This is a genomic window from Acrocarpospora sp. B8E8 (genome assembly GCF_039871605.1).
Classification (GTDB): Bacteria; Actinomycetota; Actinomycetes; order Streptosporangiales; family Streptosporangiaceae; genus Acrocarpospora; species Acrocarpospora macrocephala.
This window is the reverse complement of sequence record NZ_JBDPLV010000015.1, coordinates 119,388-135,923: the sequence shown is the minus strand read 5'-3', so window position 1 is coordinate 135,923 and position 16,536 is coordinate 119,388. Positions and strand designations below refer to the sequence as shown.

At 68.1% G+C, this 16,536-nt stretch carries 18 protein-coding genes; 3 read left to right on the top strand and 15 right to left on the bottom strand.

The annotated features are described in order from the left end of the window. Positions 1 to 469 precede the first annotated feature (469 nt). Both ABGB08_RS17255 and ABGB08_RS17250 read left to right on the top strand, forming a co-directional pair. On the top strand, positions 470 to 766 hold the full coding sequence (locus ABGB08_RS17255; RefSeq protein ID WP_246268776.1) for a GntR family transcriptional regulator: 297 nt from the start codon (positions 470 to 472) through the stop codon (positions 764 to 766). A gap of 393 nt (positions 767 to 1,159) precedes the next feature. Further along, entirely contained in the window at positions 1,160 to 2,065 is a 906-nt protein-coding gene (locus tag ABGB08_RS17250) for a LysR family transcriptional regulator (RefSeq protein WP_347591409.1), read from the top strand. On the opposite strand, the gene ABGB08_RS17245 is transcribed toward ABGB08_RS17250, so the two are convergent. The 15 genes from ABGB08_RS17245 to ABGB08_RS17175 form a co-directional block, all read right to left on the bottom strand. Then, entirely contained in the window at positions 2,058 to 3,011 is a 954-nt protein-coding gene (locus ABGB08_RS17245; RefSeq protein WP_347591407.1) for an amidohydrolase family protein, read from the bottom strand. The two genes, ABGB08_RS17250 and ABGB08_RS17245, sit on opposite strands and share 8 nt — an antisense overlap. 154 nt (positions 3,012 to 3,165) lie before the next feature. Next, the gene (locus ABGB08_RS17240; protein WP_347591405.1) at positions 3,166 to 4,047 is read right to left on the bottom strand and encodes a fumarylacetoacetate hydrolase family protein; all 882 of its coding nucleotides are present in this window, start codon (positions 4,045 to 4,047) and stop codon (positions 3,166 to 3,168) included. A gap of 43 nt (positions 4,048 to 4,090) precedes the next feature. Beyond that, positions 4,091 to 4,483 (bottom strand): RidA family protein, encoded by a 393-nt coding sequence (locus ABGB08_RS17235; RefSeq protein WP_347591403.1) that lies wholly within the window; start codon positions 4,481 to 4,483, stop codon positions 4,091 to 4,093. 22 nt (positions 4,484 to 4,505) lie between these two features. Next, a complete protein-coding gene (locus ABGB08_RS17230; protein ID WP_347591401.1) occupies positions 4,506 to 5,012 on the bottom strand; it encodes a cupin domain-containing protein in 507 nt (168 codons plus the stop codon). After that, positions 5,005 to 5,331, bottom strand: coding sequence for a hypothetical protein (locus tag ABGB08_RS17225; protein ID WP_347591399.1), 327 nt, complete (start codon positions 5,329 to 5,331; stop codon positions 5,005 to 5,007). The genes ABGB08_RS17230 and ABGB08_RS17225 overlap by 8 nt, the downstream gene beginning before the upstream one ends. Then, positions 5,328 to 6,923 carry an FAD-dependent monooxygenase gene (locus ABGB08_RS17220; RefSeq protein ID WP_347591397.1) on the bottom strand — a complete coding sequence of 532 codons (1,596 nt, stop codon included), beginning with the start codon at positions 6,921 to 6,923 and terminating at the stop codon, positions 5,328 to 5,330. Before ABGB08_RS17220 ends, ABGB08_RS17225 begins: the two co-directional genes overlap by 4 nt. A 5-nt stretch (positions 6,924 to 6,928) precedes the next feature. Further along, positions 6,929 to 7,648: an SDR family oxidoreductase gene (locus ABGB08_RS17215; RefSeq protein ID WP_347591395.1), complete on the bottom strand. Its 720-nt coding sequence runs from the start codon at positions 7,646 to 7,648 to the stop codon at positions 6,929 to 6,931. Further along, positions 7,645 to 8,703 carry an Ldh family oxidoreductase gene (locus ABGB08_RS17210; RefSeq protein WP_347591393.1) on the bottom strand — a complete coding sequence of 353 codons (1,059 nt, stop codon included), beginning with the start codon at positions 8,701 to 8,703 and terminating at the stop codon, positions 7,645 to 7,647. The genes ABGB08_RS17215 and ABGB08_RS17210 overlap by 4 nt, the downstream gene beginning before the upstream one ends. A 26-nt stretch (positions 8,704 to 8,729) precedes the next feature. After that, positions 8,730 to 9,485, bottom strand: a complete 756-nt coding sequence (locus tag ABGB08_RS17205; RefSeq protein ID WP_347591391.1) for an SDR family oxidoreductase — start codon at positions 9,483 to 9,485, stop codon at positions 8,730 to 8,732. After that, a complete protein-coding gene (locus ABGB08_RS17200) occupies positions 9,482 to 9,910 on the bottom strand; it encodes a hypothetical protein (RefSeq protein WP_347591389.1) in 429 nt (142 codons plus the stop codon). The genes ABGB08_RS17205 and ABGB08_RS17200 overlap by 4 nt, the downstream gene beginning before the upstream one ends. After that, positions 9,907 to 12,348 carry a xanthine dehydrogenase family protein molybdopterin-binding subunit gene (locus tag ABGB08_RS17195; protein ID WP_347591387.1) on the bottom strand — a complete coding sequence of 814 codons (2,442 nt, stop codon included), beginning with the start codon at positions 12,346 to 12,348 and terminating at the stop codon, positions 9,907 to 9,909. Before ABGB08_RS17195 ends, ABGB08_RS17200 begins: the two co-directional genes overlap by 4 nt. After that, positions 12,345 to 12,869 carry a (2Fe-2S)-binding protein gene (locus ABGB08_RS17190; RefSeq protein WP_347591385.1) on the bottom strand — a complete coding sequence of 175 codons (525 nt, stop codon included), beginning with the start codon at positions 12,867 to 12,869 and terminating at the stop codon, positions 12,345 to 12,347. Before ABGB08_RS17190 ends, ABGB08_RS17195 begins: the two co-directional genes overlap by 4 nt. Continuing rightward, on the bottom strand, positions 12,866 to 13,765 hold the full coding sequence (locus ABGB08_RS17185) for an FAD binding domain-containing protein (RefSeq protein ID WP_347591383.1): 900 nt from the start codon (positions 13,763 to 13,765) through the stop codon (positions 12,866 to 12,868). Before ABGB08_RS17185 ends, ABGB08_RS17190 begins: the two co-directional genes overlap by 4 nt. 106 nt (positions 13,766 to 13,871) lie before the next feature. Further along, complete coding sequence (locus tag ABGB08_RS17180) at positions 13,872 to 14,645, bottom strand: alpha/beta hydrolase (protein WP_347591381.1); 774 nt, start codon at positions 14,643 to 14,645, stop codon at positions 13,872 to 13,874. Beyond that, on the bottom strand, positions 14,623 to 15,870 hold the full coding sequence (locus ABGB08_RS17175; RefSeq protein ID WP_347591379.1) for a cytochrome P450: 1,248 nt from the start codon (positions 15,868 to 15,870) through the stop codon (positions 14,623 to 14,625). The genes ABGB08_RS17180 and ABGB08_RS17175 overlap by 23 nt, the downstream gene beginning before the upstream one ends. A gap of 224 nt (positions 15,871 to 16,094) precedes the next feature. Here ABGB08_RS17175 and ABGB08_RS17170 point away from each other — a divergent pair, with 224 nt between their 5' ends. After that, entirely contained in the window at positions 16,095 to 16,532 is a 438-nt protein-coding gene (locus tag ABGB08_RS17170; protein ID WP_347591377.1) for a pyridoxamine 5'-phosphate oxidase family protein, read from the top strand. The last annotated feature ends 4 nt before the right edge of the window (positions 16,533 to 16,536 follow it).

Here is a 16,536-nt window from a genome sequence, read left to right as displayed (position 1 = left end):
ACCACTCCGTCGGCGGCGTTGCTCCGTTATATCGTGGTCAGCCCCGCGGTCATCCGGAACGTGCCGAGCAACACCCAGGAGCCCGCCGCGCGGGTCCGGCGTCCGGGCTGGCGCTGATCGGCCTGGCTTGATCGGCTCGCGGAACTGCTCGATCATTGCCGCGTCGCCGTTGCCGCCGGCCCATCGGCTACGGCGCCGTCGGTCAGGCCTTGACGAACCTCGGAAGTTCGCACTCGCTCGGGCTGGGCTCGCTGTGCCGAATGGTAGGGGGACAAAGGTCTGGGACATTGTCGTCGCCATCTCCGGCGATCCAGGATGTCCCTTGACGGGAAGTGCCGGGCATCGAGCGAAAACCTCTTTAATCGGAGAGATTCTTGATGAGTATTCGCAGCTCAGCGGGTAGACATCTATATACATCTTAAGAGGTCTATAGATTTCTCTCGAAGATAATGGAGGTTATGTTGTCGCGGTGGCAGTTGATGACCTTGGAGCAGAACTTCCGCCGGTTGATCGCAGCGGGCCCGATCTCGTTTATATGGTGATGGCCGACTTCATCGCCGGGCAGATCGAGCATGGTCGCCGAGCGCCGGCCTCCCGCCTTCCCTCCGAGTTGGATATGGCGAACATGTGGGGGGTCGCTCGCATGACCGTTCGCCGCGCTATCCAGGAGTTGGCCGAAGAGCGTGGTCTCGTGCAGACCATCCACGGCAAGGGAACTTTCGTGACGTCACCATCCCGCTGGGGTAACCAGAAGTCGAACGGCTGATCTCCGGCAGTGCTCTCGGCGCCCGTGACGGGCCAGCGTCCCGTGATGTTTCAGGAATTCGAGCCGCTCTTACTATTCTCGCATTTCTCAGAGCCGGAGCGGCTCTTCTCCGAATTCCTGGCGTACGCGAGTTACGGCCTTGAAGAATTACGAGGTCGTAGCCACTCCCCGAGAGCAGCGTGAACTATCCGCGGCGACCCATTGATTCATTACGTCACGGGACGCGGTGGTGGTGTCACTCCATGTGTGGGGTGGCGCTCATGCGTGGGTGGGCCTCTCTCTTCCGGCTCGGAGGTGAGAAGCTGATCGGCATATGGCACCGCGTCGCGTGAGGAAACTGCGGATCGTGGCAACATCAAGAACGGTGATCGTCATCAGTCGGTGGAGCCCGTTATGCGGTTAACGGGCATCGACCTCAACCTTCTCGTCGCGCTGGACGCGCTGCTGACCGAGTGCAACGTCACTCGGGCCGCTGAGCGGTCCTCTGTCGGGCAACCGGCGATGAGTGCCTCGCTGGCGAGGCTGCGCAAACATTTCGATGATCCGCTGCTGGTGCGGGAGGGGCGGCGTCTCAAGCGGACGCCGCTGGCCGAGACGCTGGTCGGGCCGGTGCGGAGGGCGCTGGTCGCCACCGAGGCGGTACTGCTCCGCTCCCCTGCGTTCGATCCGCGGAAGGACAACGCGGCATTCACCATCATGGCGGCGGATTACGTGACGATGGTGCTGCTGCGTCCGCTGCTGGAGTCGATTGCGCTGGAGGCGCCGAACGTACGGATCTGTGTGCGTCCGGTGGAGGCTGATTTCGCCGACCAGCTGCGCCATCGGGCGGTTGACATGGTCATCATCCCGACCGAGCTCGCCGGGCGCAGGGTTCCCTTTCCCCATGAGCCGCTGTTCACCGATCGTTACGTACTGGTGGTCGATGAGAACCACCCTGACGTGGGCGACAGGGTGACGCTGGAGCAGCTCACCTCGCTGCGATATGTCGCCTTCAGCGGGGGAACCGTCTCACCGATCAGTGACACCGAGCTGGAGTCGCTGGGGGTGCATCTTCCGGTTGAGCTGACCACGGAGAGTTTCGTGGTGGCACTGCTCCTGCTCGGCGGAACCGGGCTGGCGACCATCGCGCTCGAACGCCTCGCTCGCGAGCTGGCGGGCACGGCGCAACTGCGGATCGTGGAGTGTCCGCTGGTGCTGCGATCCATTCACGAAGCCATGTACTGGAATCCGCGCCGCGACGACGATCTCGCGCATCAGTGGCTCCGCCGCCGGATCATTGATTTGGCCCGGACTATGTGAAAGTTCCGAGCAGGGTCCTGGCGTTCTCCTCGCCAACCTGCTGTACGAACCCGGAGTCCCGATGCGACAGCAGGGTGACGGGGTCGTCGCTGCCCATGGGGAACGGCCAGTCGCTGCCGAGGACCATGCGGTCGGCGCCGAACACGCGCACCGCGAGATCGACGACATCGGGATCGTGGGCCAGGCAGTCGATGTAGAAGCTGCGGATCGCCTGCCGCAGCGGCGTCGCGAGCGCGGGCACGTCCGGCCGGTTGGTGTCCACGCCCTGCTGCCAGCGTCCGAGCACGGCCGGCACGCAGCCGCCGCAATGCACGAGCAGGAAGCGTAGCCCGGGGTGGCGGGTGGTCACCTCGCCGAAGAGCAGCTGAGCCACGGCCACGGCCGTCTCGTACGGGTTGCCGAGCAGGTTGGCCAGGTAAAACTCGCCCAGCCTCGTGTCGGGACTGCTCCCCGGGTGCAGCATGACCGGTCGACCGTCAGCTGACAGGCGTCGCCACAGTGGCTCCAGCGACGGATCGGCGAGGCTGGTCGAGCGCCCGCCGGCGGAAGCGGCGAACCCCGCCCAGCCGTCCTGGGTCAGCAGGTGATCGAGCTCGGCCAGGGCGAGTTTCGGATGCTCCAGCGGGAGGTAGGCCATCGGTAGCAATCGCGGCCGACCCGTCACAGCCCGGCGTATGCCGTCGTTCAGCGCCCGCACCCAGCGTTCGGCCTCGGTCACGAGCAGGTGCTGGCGGAAGAACGGCGGCGGCGGGGAGACCGCGGCGGCGTCCAGGGAGCGCTCGTCGAGCCACGCCTCCAGCGCCTCGGGCTGGTTCAACCGCGGCGGCCCGCCGTGCGAGCCGTCCACGGCCAGGCGTCCGTGGTCGGCGGAGACGCCGGGCAGTTCCGCGATCTCGGCTTCGCCCAGTTCGGGTGCCAGGTGAGTGTGCAGGTCGATACCGGCCATCGGTGGTCGGCCTCCTTCAGGTGAGGGGGTAGCGGGCCACCCGGTTACGCAGTCCTTCGAGCCCGTTAGGTGAGGAGGAAGCGGGCCATCCGGTTATGCGGTTCTCCCGAGCCCGTTAGGTAGGGCTAGCCGGTTGTGCAGTTCTCTGAGCCCGCTAGGTGAGAGGGAAGCGGGCCACCCGATTGCGAAGTTCTCCGAGCCCTTCGACCCGGGTGACGAGCAGGTCGCCTTCGGTGAGGAAGATCTGTGGCTCGCGGGCGTTGCCGATGCCGCTGGGCGTGCCGGTCAGCAGCACGTCCCCGGCGCGTAAGGTCATCCCCCGGCTCAGCTCGGCGATGAGACAGGCGAAGGAGAACGCGGTCTGCCGGGTGCTCGCCTGCTGCAGCCGCTGGCCGTTGAGATCGAGGGTGATCGTCAGGTCGTGGGGATCCGGCACTTCGTCGGCCGTGGTGAGCCAGGGGCCCAGGGGCATCGTGCGGTCGATGCTCTTGCCCTTGAGCCACTGGCCGCCGTGCGCCCGCTGCAGGTCGCGCTGGGAGACGTCGTTGGCGACCAGGTATCCGGCCACATGATCGAGCGCCCGCTCCTCCGGGATGGACCTGCCGTCCCGGCCGATGACCAGCGCCACCTCCGCCTCGTAGTCCCATTTGGCCGAGAGGCCGGGGTCCCAGGCGATGTCGTCGCGCGGGCCGATCACGGTGTCGGGCCCTTTGGTGAAGAAGGTCGGGTGCGTGGGCCGTTTCTCGGGGTCCTGGCCCTCGCGTTTGCCCTTGGACTCGTCGAAGTGGTCCCAGTAGTTCCAGCCGGTGCACAGCACGTCGCGGTTGAACCGGCGCAGCGGCGCGAGCAGGTCGAGGCTCTCGACCGGATGCCGTGGTGCACCCCGCGCCACCGCCCGCACCGCTTCCCGGGCTTCGGCGCCGCCGCGTACGACGTCGTCGGGGGAAGGTGCCGCGGCGGGAAGCACCAGTACGTCCTCGTCGGCCACGAGGCCGGTGCGGACCTCGCCGTCGAAGCGGATGGCGGCGAGCCTCATGCCAGGATCACCGCGTTGACCTCGACGCGGATGGCGGCGAGCTTCATTCCTGGATCACCGCGATGGCGTTGATCTCGATGAGGTAGTCCTTGTTGACGAACTTGCTCACCTCGACGAGCGTCGAGGCGGGGGCCACCGCGGTGAAGTACTGGCGGCGGACCTCGTGGATTGCGGCGAAGTCCTCCATGTTGCGCACGTAGACGTCCACCCGGGCGATGTCGTCGAGCGTGCCGCCGGCCGCCTCCACGGCGGCCTTGAGGTTCTGGCAGACCTGGTGGGTCTGGGCGGTGATGTCCCCGACGCCGGTGACGCCGCCGTCCTTGTTGCGCGCGGTCATACCGGAGATGAAGACGAGGCGGCCGCGGGCCTCGGTGGCGTGGGAGAAGTGGCCGTTTGGTGTCGCCAGTTCGGCGGCGCGGATCTCTCGCGTGGGCATGAGTGGTTCCTGTTCGTGATGCTCAGCGCGCGTCTTCCGCGCTGGCGTACCAGTCGGGCTGGGTCGGGTAGTGCGGGCCGTCGTAGATCTCGAGCAGGACGGTGTCCTCCTCGGCGTGGGTGGGGCCGTGCATGCTGCCCTTGGGGTTCCAGTAGAAGGAGCCCGGGGTGAGGGTCAGGCCGGTCGGGACGTACGTGTAGCGGCCTTCGAGGCAGAACATGAACTGGTTGGAGGCGTGGGAGTGCCGGGATGGGATGCCCGAGCCCTTCGTGAAGCGGACGAGGGCGATCGACGCGCCGGTCTCGTCGTTGCGCCAGAGCATCTTGTGGGACAAGCCCGCGAGAGTTTTGTCGATCCATTCGAGGTCGTCGACATGTAGGAGGATTTCCCTGAAGCGACCCAGGGCCACACCGTCGAGTGTGTCGATGTCCTGCTCGCGCGAGCGGTCTGGAGCCTCCCCGCTGTAGGCCGCGGGTTCGGAGAGGTTGTTCTCCCATTCCTCCGCCGGGATGCCCAGAGGCCTAAGCACGGTTCTCTCCCAGGTATTTGAGCTCGACGAGGCGGCAGCGGTAGCGGGTCTCCCCGCGGTTGGTGAGCATGTGGATCTCTCCGGGCTCGCGGTAGACGACGCCGCCGACCGGCTCGTGCACCAGGCGGGGGTCTCCCCCGTGGATGGAGTCGATGCGGTTGTCGGCCGCCTCAAGGGCGATCACCAGGTAGGGGTTGAGGTGGTGATGCCACGGCTGGGATCGGCCTGGTTCCAGTTCGATCTCCCAGACTCGTACCTGATCGTTCTCGAAAACGATCTCCTGGCCGACGGGGCCGAGTTCCGTCTTGTCGTCGGTCACTGCTGCATCTCCTCGAATCGGGCTGGCGCGCGTCCGCAGATGCGCTGGTAGATGGCCGCGGCGGGGTCCTCGTCCGTACGGGGGTCGAAGGGCACGATCGCGGCGATGTGCGCGTCGGGCCGGAGCAGGACGAGGGTGTCTGCCGCGACGCCGAACCGGCGGCGGACCCGGTCGGCGGGGTCGAACAGGGCTCGGTCCCGCAGCCCGGAGTCGTGCGGCGCGTCCCAGCGGGAGACCGCGAAGCGCCGCAGCGCGGGGCCCTCCTGAGCGGGCACGCGCGGGCGGCGGCGGGTGTCGGTGAAATAGAGCGCGACAAAGGAGTCCGCGGCCAGGTCGTGCAGGTAGACCTGCCCTCCGGGGCCGAAGAGCGGCAGGTCGGGGGCGCGGTCGCCGGTGCGCACCGGGGACGGGGCCGAGCCGGTCTTGACCATCGACCAGTCTCCGGTGCCGTCGACGTCGAGACGTACTCCGAGCAGGCCGCGGGTGAAGGCGTTACCCCAGTTGCCGTCGGTCATCGCCTCGACGGCCTCGCCCTGGCGGTTCATATACGAGCGGGCCGCCTCGGCCATCTGGCCCGAGCCCTTGATCGCGACCGGCACCTGCTCGATTTCGTACCCGTTGAGCAGCGACTCCTCGGCCCAGCCGCGCAGCACCCAGGCCAGCCGCCACGGCAGGTTGGAGGCGTCCAGGACCCCGGTGTTGAGGCCCAGCGCCCACATTGGCGTGATCAGATGCGCGGCGTCGCCCAGGAGGAACACCTGGCCGTCGCGCCACTGCCGGGCCACCCGGTGGTGCACGGTGTAGATGTTGGCGCCGAGCACGTCGATGCCGTCGACCTCGCCGATGAACCGGACGGCCTTGTCGCGCAGTTCCTCGTGCGTCGGCTCGCCGGCGCCCTTCGGAAGGGGGTAGAGGAAGCGCCAGCAGTGGGGCTGGCGTACCAGGATCATCCATTCGGAGGGGTCGGAGAAGTAGGCGAGGTAGGGGTAGTCGCGGGGGTTGGCGACATCGAGGTCGGCCTTGAGGTCGACGAGCATGTAGCGCTCGTCGAGCGTGTGCCCTTCCACCGCGATGCCGAGCTGCTCGCGGATCTGCGAGCGGCCGCCGTCACAGGCCAGCAGGTAGCGGGCCTTGACGTGCCGCTCGCCGCCTGGGGTGGCGAAGGTCAGCTCGACATGGTCGTCGTGCTGTTTGAAGGTGGTGAGCCGGTGCGCCATGTGCAGCGGGCCCCGGAAGCTGTCGCGCAGGACCGGCTCCAGGTGGTGCTGGGGGATGTTGATGACGAAGGGGAAACGGGTGTCCTCGGTGAGTTCGCCGGTGCGCACGCTCAGCGTGGGCTCGTTGCTGACCCGGTCGATCTCGCCGATCTCGTCGATGCGCAGGGACGCGCGCAGCACCTCGGGCAGCACGCCGTAGCGGTGCAGCACCTCCAGCGTGCGGGTGAGCACGGTCCCGGCCTTGGTGTCCAGCGACAGCCGCTGGTCTTCCTCGAAGACGGCCACCGGCACGCCGTAGTGGGTCAGCCCGAGCGCGGTGATCAGCCCGATGGGACCGGCGCCCACCACCGCCACGGGAAGGATCTCCCTATTCATGGGATTCACTCCTTCGGGTACGCGCGATCGCGGCTGAGCTGCGATCCGGTCATGGTCGCCGCGTCGGACAGCAGAAAGAGCAACGGGCCGACGACGTCCTCGGGGTCGCCGATTCCGGTCGTGCGCGCCCAGTGCTCGCGCTCGCCACCGGACGGATTGGCAGCCTGGAACTGCGGGGTGTTGATGACGCCGGGGGCCAGGATGTTGACCCGGACCCGGTGTTCGGCCACCTCGGCCGCGAGCGATTTCGCGAAGGAGACCAGGGCGCCCTTGCTGGCGGCGTAGGCGGACGCCCCGGCCCGGCCCATGTGGGCCAGGCCCGAGGTGAAGACCACGATCGAACCGGAGCGGCTCTCGATCATCGAGGGCAGCACCGCCTGGCAGGACCAGACGACCCCGTCGAGGTTGACGCCGAGAACCCGGCGCCACTCGGCCGCCGCCATGTCCACCACGCTGGTGCGGGGCTGGATCGCCGCCCCGGCCACCAGCCCGTCGATGCGCCCGTGCCGGCTGAGGACGTCGTCGACGGCCGCGAAGACCGCGTCACGGTCGGCGACGTCGACGATGGCCTGCTCCACCCCGGGAGCGCCGGCCACGTGCGCGACGTCGAAGACGACCGCCGTGCCACCGGCGGCGGCGACCCCCCGGGCGAGGGCCGCGCCGATCCCGTTGGCTCCCCCGGTGATCACGACGACCTGTCCGGTCGCGTCGAAGCGGGCTCTCATGTCGTCCCAGGCAGGTCGGGCAGCACGGCGCCGACCTCACCGGCCGTACGGCGCAGCGCGGCCAGGACGCTGGCCTCCACCCGGACCCCAACGGCGGCGGCCGTGCGCCGGTCCGCCTCGATCTGACCGGGCAGGTACAACCGGTCCACGCCGGGAGCCGCCGGGGAGCCGGTGACCTCGGCGGCCAGGCACTCCATCCGTTTGGCGAAATCCACCGGGTCGCCGAACGCCGCCACCTCCAGGGCCAGGAAGAAGTGGGCGCAGTTGTTGGGTACGGAGACGTCCGCGTACAGGCCGCGGACGCCCCCGCCGAACCCCCCTCCGGACAGGACGCCGGTGAGCACGTCGATGATCAGCGCGAGGCCGAAGCCCTTGTGGCCGGCCGCGGGCAGGAGCATGCCGGCGAGGGCCGCCACGGGATCCGTGGTGGGCCGGCCCTGCGTGTCCGAGGCCCAGGTGGGCGGGATCTCGCGCCCTTCCGCGGCGGCCAGGCGGATCTTGCCGAGGGCCGCCTCGGACAGCGCCATGTCGAGCACCAGGGCGGGCCCGTCGGGCATGGGCACGCCGACGGCGAGCGGGTTGTTGCCGACCACGGGGGCCGCACCGCCCACGGCGGGCATCAACGGCCGGGTGTTCGCCGCGGCCACCCCGATGCAGCCGTCGCGCGCCGCCGCCTCGACGTAGCGGAACGCGCCGCCGAAATGGAAGGCGTTGCGGACCGCCACCGCTCCGGCGCCGAAGGACTTCGCCTTGGCCACCGCGAGCGCCATCGCCTGATCGCCGGTCAGCTGGCCCAGCGCGTGGCCCGCGTCGAGGACGGCGATCGCACCGGCGTCGACCACGACCGTGGCCTGTTCGGTACGGCTGACGGAGCCCGCCCGCACCCGGTCCACGTACATCGGGACGAGCATGGTCCCGTGCGAGGTCACCCCCCGCATGTCCGCCTCGACCAGGGCGTCCGCCACCGCTTGAGCGGCGGTGTCGCTGAAGCCGACGGCGTGGAAGACGGCGGTGACCGCTTCGCGTAGCCAGCCGGTGGGCAGGAGCGCGCTCACTGCATTCCCCCTTGAAGATCCGGATATCAGGTGAAGGCGCGTCCGCCGTTGACGAAGAGGTTCTGGCCGGTGACGAAGTCCGAGCCGTGGCCGATGAGGTAGAGCACCGTGCCCACCAGGTCGCTTTGGGTCATCTCGCGCTTGAAGGCGCGCTCGTTGATGATCGCGGCGCCCATGGTGTCGTCCTGCTTGGCGACGTACGAGGCGTCGTGGGGCACGTAGCACGGCGAGATGGTGTTGACCGCGATGCCGTACCGGCCGACCTCGTGGGCGAGGGAGCGGGTGAAGCCGATGATCGCCGACTTGGAGGTGACGTAGTGCAGGAACATCGGCACGGCGGTCGGCACCACCATCGAGGAGGTGTTGATGATCTTTCCGTAGCTCTGCTCGCGCATCGTGGGGAAGACGGCCTTGCAGCACAGCCAGGTGCCGAGCACGTTCACGCGGAACGCCTTCTCCCACTCCTCGACCGTGAGCTCGTCGAACGGCGCCTTCCTGATGGTCGTGAAATAAGCGGCATTGTTGATGAGGCCGTCGATGCGGCCCCATCTCTCAACAACCCGCCTGGCCATCGCCTCGGTCGACTCCGGGGAGGAGACGTCGACGTCGACCGCGAGAGCTTCACCGCCCTTGTCCAGGATCTCGGCGACGGCGTCGGAGGGGTCGGCGATGTCGGCGATGGCCACCCGGTAGCCGGCATCGGCCAGCGCCTGGGAATAGGCGCGGCCGATGCCGTTGGCACCGCCGGTGATGACGACGACTTCGCCATTCGGCTTTCTCAATGAGCTGCTCCAATAGTCGCGGCCGCCACGAGCACGTCGTTGATAGCTCGGGTGGCGATGTCTCCCGCTACGCGCTGGCCCACGCTGGCGGCCGGGCCGAGGGCCATGAACTGGGCCTCCCAGTTCACATCCGTGCCCGTGCCGCTCGCGGTGAAGGCCAGCGCCAACTCGACGTCGAACAGGTTCGGCCCCAGCCGTCCCTGGACCTGCAGCAGGGCGCCGGACTCGTCGGAGCCCTGCTGGATGATCTTGATGCCTATCGGGAGCCGCCCGAAGCCGGTGGCCGGGGTGAACAGGGCGCTGATCGATCCGTCGGGTTTCGCCGCCACGTCCCGCAGCGTGGGCACCTGTTCCAGCTTCGAGGCGCTGAGGTCGAGCAGGGCGCGCACGCCGGTCTGCGCGGTGAACTGGCCGCTGATCTTCATCGCGTCACCCGTACCTTCGAGCGGTCCTGGCCGTTGACGACCCGCAGCACCCGCTCGGGCGGGTTGAACGAGTCCAGCACCATGCCGGCCGTGCCCGCCGCGTCCTGGATGGCCGAGGAGATGGCGTGCAGGGGGGCTCCGCCGCCCTCCCCCATGCCCTTGGCGCCCATGTTGGTGAACGGCGAGGGGCTGATGACGTTGTCGTAGCGCAGGGTGGGCATGTCGTAGGCGGTGGCGACGTGGTAGTCGTAGAAGTTCGCCGCCATGGGCTGGCCGTCCGCGGTGTAGCCGAAGTGCTCGAACAGCGCGGCGGAGATGCCGTGGGCCGCCGCGCCCTGGACCTGGCCCTCGACGATCATCGGGTTGATGGGCGTGCCGCAGTCGTCGACCATCGCGTAGCGCAGGATTTTGGTCTCGCCGGTCTCCTCGTCGATCTCCAGCACGCAGGCGTGCACCTGGGTCGCGTAGGTCAGGCTGAGGTTGCCGTACTTGCGGTCCAGATCCGGCAGCTTGAACGGGGCCCGGTAGACGGCGCGGCCCACCAGACCGACCTCGTCGGCGACCTCGTCGGGCAGGACCGCGGGCGAGAAGTGCACGATGCCGGCGACCGCGGCGAACGGCAGCGCGCGCTCGGGGTCGCCGGCGACCTTCGCGAACCCGCCTTCGAGCATGATGTCGTCGGGCTCCGCGCCCAGGACGGAGGCGGCGACGAGGCGGATCTCGCGGGCCAGCTTCCTAGTGGCGTTGATGATCGCGCCGATGCCGGTCACCGCGAACTGGGACGCGTACGACCCGGAGAAGCCCGTCTGCGCCGACAGGGACGAATCGGCGCCCCGGTGGACCACGACATCGTCGTATCCCACCCCGAGCATGTCGGAGACGACCTGAGCGACCGTGGTCTCGTGCCCCTGGCCGAACGCGACCCCGCCCGTGACCGCGAAGATGGTCCCGTCCGCGCCCATCCGGACCAGACCGCCCTCGGTGTTGCCGCCGAACGGCAGGTGCTCGTAGATGATGCGCGCCTGGCCGAAGTTGTTGGTGCCGGAGTCGAGGGTCGAGCCGATGCCGATGCCGATGCGCTTGCCGGTGCCCCTGATCTCGGCCTGCAGCTGGCGGGCCTGCTGGTAGTCGATGAGGTCCAGCGCCTTGCTCAGCGACAGCGGCAGGTTCCCGGAGTCGTAGACGCACCCGTTCACCGTCGTGTACGGGTACTGCTCGGGCTTGATGTAGTTGTGCATGCGGAACTCGACCGGGTCGAAGCCGAGCTCGTGCGCCGCGATGTCCATCATGCGCTCGACCAGCCACAGGTGCTGGACCCGCGAGTAGCCGCGCACGGGCAGGACCGGGCCTTTGTTCGTGTAGACCGTGCGGAACCTGACCTTCAGGTGGCTCAGCTGGTAGCAGGCGTTGGTGACGTGCGACCAGATGACCGCGCCGAGGGGTTCGTATCGGGTGTACGCGCCGATGTCGTCCAGCGCGTCGTAAGAGAGGCCCAGCACGGTGCCGTCGGACTGCACGGCCATCTTGACGTTGCGGAACCACCGCTCGTTGCAGTGCCCGCCGGTGAGGTGGTGTTCGGTACGGGTTTCGGTCCAGCGCATGGGCCGGCCCAGCTTGCGGGAGAGGAGGGCGAGCGCGGTCGCCTGGACGTACATGCCGATCTTCACGCCGAACGAGCCGCCGAAGTCCTTGCTGACGATGCGGATCCGCTCCGCCGAGTGCCGCAGCGCCGCGGCGACCATGAGCGTCGTGACCTGGGGCTGCGCGCAGCCTCCGATGATGGTGAACGTCTCCACGCCCGCGTCGTACTGGACGGTGATGGCGTTGCACTCCAGCGGCGTCGCGGAGGAGCGGTGGAAGTGCAGCTCGTCGGCCTCGATGACGTGGTCGGCCTGGTCGAGCGCGAAGTCGATGTCGCCGTAGTCGAAGGTCCCGTCCCAGGCGATGTTGTGGCCGATCTGATCGTGTACGGCAGGTGCGTCGTGCTTGATCGCCTCGCGGGCGTCGACCACCGCCGTCAGCGGCTCGTACTCCACGAGCACCGCGGCGGCGGCGTCGCGTGCGGCCTCTCTGGTCTCGCCCGCCACGGCGACGACGGCCTCGCCGACGAACCGCACCTTGCCGAGGCTGGTCAGGCAGCGGTCCACCTCGACATCGGCGGGAGGCCCCTGCAGCTCCATGAACCCGTCGGTGAGCACCTCGGCTTCCTCCGGCAGCAGGCAGCCGAGGTAACCCTCGACCTGCTCGGCCGCGGAGACGTCGATCGAGGTGATCCGGGCGTGGGCGTACGGCGAACGAACAAAGTTCACATACGCCAGATGCGCGATCGGGGTGTCGTCCCCGAACTCGCCCTGCGCCTTGAGGAGCCGATCGTCCTCCTTGCGCGGCATCGCCTGCCCGGTGAAAGCTTTGGCGGCGCGGGTGTCGGTGAGGGTCACAGGTCGTCTCCCTCACGCGTCGGGACGGCCCCGTGAGGCAGCGGCACGTCCTGGCCCGCGGCGGCGCGGACGGCGCGGACGATGTTCTCGTATCCCGTGCAGCGGCAGATGTTGCCCTTCAGCGCCCGCCGGGTGCTCTGGTCGGTGACCTCTTCGCCGGATTCGAGGAAGTCGGTCGCGGTCATGAGCATCCCGGAGGTGCAGTAGCCGCACTGGAGCGCGTGGTAGCGCTTGAAACACGACTGCAGGTGGTTGAGCGTGCCGTCCTCGGCGGCCAGACCGGCGGCGGTCTCGACCTCCGTGCCGTCGGCCTGCACGGCCAGGACCATGCAGGACTTCACCAGGTGGCCGTCGCAGCGCACGGTGCAGGCGCCGCAGTTGCCGGTGTCGCAGCCGATCTTCGGGCCGCGCTCGTCCAGGGCGTCGCGGAGCCAGTGCACGAGCAGCTTGCGGGCGGAGACGACCCCGCGCTCCTCCCTGCCGTCGACGATGACCGTGATGGGGTTCGAGTCGGAGGTCACGATCGGCTCCCTTGAGCGAGGATCTCCTCCAGGGCGCGGCGCACCTGGATCTTGCACATCTGCTTGCGATAGGCGGCCGAGCAGTGGACGTCGTCCACGGTCACGATCCGGGTGCCGTCGAAGGCGTCGAGCGCGGCGAGGGGCAGTGACCCGTCGGCGGCTCGGCCGGTGAGGGCGGTCTCGATGGCGTGGAGGCGTACGGGTGAGTTCTGGACGGCGCCGGCGACCAGGCGCGCCGAAGTGACGATGCCGGCATCGATGTCGAGGCGGACCACCGCGCGGGCCACCGCCCACGAGTCCGCGCCGATCTGCAGGTGCCGGTGGGCGATGCGGGCGTTGCCGGGCAGCGGTGGAATCTCGATCGCGATGAGGATCTCGTCCGGGGTGAGTGCGGTGGACATGGTGCCGGTGAAGAAGTCGGCGGCGTCCAGGACTCGCTCCCCGGCCGGTCCGGCGATGCGGAAGCGCGCGTCGAGAGCGGCCAGGAGGGGCGGGAAGTTGTTGGTCGGGTCGTTCAGGCAGCAGTTGCCGCCGATGGTGCCCCTGTTGCGTACCTGCCTGTCGACCAGGCTGGCGGCCATGGCGGCGACGGACGGCTGGGCCGACGAAACGATCGGGTCGGCTGCGACCTGGGCGTATGTGGCGGCGGCGCCGATGACCAGGGCGCCGTTCTCGGCTGGTTTGATGATGCGGAGTTCCGGCAGCCGGTGGATGTCCACCAGTGCGGTGGGAGCGGCCAGGTTGAGTTTGAGCACATTGATGAGCGTCTGGCCACCGGCCAGAACGGCCGCGCCGTCGGTGTCGACGAGCATCGACACCGCTTCTTTGAGTGACTGAGGACGTAGGTAGCGAAACGACGGAAGGATCAATGTGAGCCCCTTCCTGGGGGGAGCCACGCCTTGGATGAGCTGGCACCTTGGTGAATTGAGCAAACGCTAACCTTGGAATCGGCTCATCTATAAACGAATGTTGTCGATGCTTTCAATCGATGCCGTCGATGCCTCAGGACAGGAATTCGGTGAGCTCAGCCGCCAGCGCCTTGGGTTGTTCGAGTGGAATCAGATGCCCGGCGCCGGGGATCTCCACGAGCCTCGCGGCCTGGGCTTCGCCGACCATCCGCTGAGCCTGCTCGCGGCTGAGCACCGGGCTTTCGGCGCCGCGGATGAGAACTGTCGGCAGTGCGTTGCGCCGCCAGCTGTCCCAATGGTCCTCGGTGCGGAACTGCCAGTTCGAGAGCAGGACCGGGTCGATCTTCTTCCGTAGTCCTTCAGCGCAACCGGTGGTCGAGAGGTGGGCGTCACGTTCGGCGACCGCGAGGGTCGCGCGCGGGGCCAGTCGCCGGACCACGGCGGTGGCCGCGTCGATGTCGGAGTAGAGGGACGGGATCGGCGGCACGTCGGTGGGTGACAGATTCGAGGATGGGGCGATGTCGATGATGGCGAGCCTGGTGACGCGGGGGTCCCTCCTGGCGAGCTCCAGGCCGATCAGGCCGCCCCAGGAGAAGCCGATCACGCGTACCTCGCCCATGCCGAGTTGATCCATCACCTTGATGATCTGCTCGGCCTGCCGGAGCGAGGAGTAGTCGCGGTCGGGCAGCCAGGAACTCTCGCCGTACCCGAGCAGGTCGACCGACATCCATCCGGCCGTCATCGCGTCGAGGGTCGCGGCGAAGGTCCACGCGGAACCGCCCACACCGTGCAGGAAGAGAGTGTCCACCGGCATCGGCCCGTGCAGCGCGTGTGTTCTTCGCCCGTCAACGGTGATGTATCGGTGCATCAACGTCCCATTCGATCTCCAGCTTCTTGAATCCGCGCGCGAAGAAGATGGTGTCGCGCACGGCCGCGCCTCGGACGAGGCGCAGATTCGGCAGACGCTCGAACAGCCGAGGCAGCACGATCTGCAATTGCAGGCGGGCAAGAGGGGCGCCGAGGCAGGCGTGGATTCCCTTGCCGAAGGCCACGTGGGCCATCACGGAATCGCGGGTGACGTCGAAAGCGCCGGGGTTGTCGAAAACGTTCTCATCGCGGTTCGCCGACCCCCAGTGGACCATCAAGTGCGCACCGGCCGGGATCCGCACGCCGTTCAGGACGGTGTCTTTGCGTACGGTACGGAAGAGCCCTTGCGCGGGTGATTCGTAACGCAGGATCTCCTCCACCATCGAGGGAACCAGGGCCGGATCCTTCCGGACCGCCTGGAGCTGGTCAGGGTGCGCCAGCAACGTGGTGAGACCGTTGCTGATGCTGCGGGTGACGGTCACATGTCCGGCGATGATGAGGTTGACCACGACGCGCATGGCCTCCTCCAGCGTGATGGGCTCCCCGTCGGGCACCCGGGCATGCAGGAGGCTCGACATGAAGTCGTGGCCCGCCAGGTACGCCCGCGCTTCGAGCGCGTCCATGAAATACCGCTGTATCGCCACGACGTCCTTGGCGCAGCCGATGAGGTCCTCGACGCCGTCGGTCGCCTGCATGATCCGCAACCAGCTGACGCTCCAGTGATGCAGCATGGGCACGTCCTCGCGGGGGACGTTGAGTATGTCGGTGAGGGTGAACATCGGGAGGCTCCAGGCGAGCCTCTCGATGATGTCCGCACGACCGTCGTCGGCGAACTCGTCGATCAAGGCGTCGACGGTTTTCCGGATACGTCCCTCCATCTCGGCCACGCGCCTGGGGGTGAACGCCTTGCCCACCAGCAGGCGGAGCCTCTTGTGCACATCCCCGTCGCTGTCGGTGAGCGTCGGCGTCAGCGCCCAGCCGGCGGCGAGCACGTCGAGCACACGCTGCGGAAGGGGCCGCACGGAGGCGCGGACCGCGTTCTTGGAGGAGAAGGTCTCGGTGTCGCGCACCACCGTGAGCAGGTCGTCGTACCGGGTGACGATCCACAGGTTGTGTGCCTCGTCGTAGAAAACCGGGGCTTCGCTTCGCAGCTGGCTGTAAAGCGGATATGGGTCCGCGAGTTGCTTCGGCGATAGTGGGTCGAAATGGACTGGGCAGCCGGTCATGACAGACGCCACCTCCAAGTTTCGCGGGGGCGGCGCCTGGCATCACCGCGCCGTGCAGGCAGCATAAAATGCCGAAAATGATATTCAGAAACGATTGATATCAATACGCTTCATCGATAGCGGTGATATTCCGCAGGCTCCCAGGCGGAAGAGGGTCGAACGCACCGAGTGAAGGGACCTTCGGCCCTCAACCGGCGACGGCCGGGGGTGCCAGCCTGGAGGGTATGAGACTCGATGCCGCCGAACTGCGGGTGCTTTCCCGTCAGGAGTGTCTGCACCTGCTGTCGCTGACACCGCTGGGGCGAATCGTCTTCACCGATCACGCCCTGCCCGCCGTGCAGCCGGTCAACTACTGCCTGGACGGGCAGAACATCGTGATCCGCACCGCGACCGGCTCCAAGCTGGCCGTCGCCACCCGCGACGCGATCGTGGCCTTCGAGGCGGACGACATCGACCTGCGCAGCCGTACGGGCTGGTCGGTCACCGCCGTCGGGAGCGCGCGAGCCGTGACGGACCCGGCCGAGGCCCAGCGCCTCGCCGAGCTGCCGTTGATGCCGTGGGCGCCGGGGAGGATGGACCACTTCATCGTGATCCATACCGAGCAGATCTCCGGGCTCCGCCTGGGGTCGTCCACGAGTCAGGCGACCAAGGTCCTGCACTGAAAGG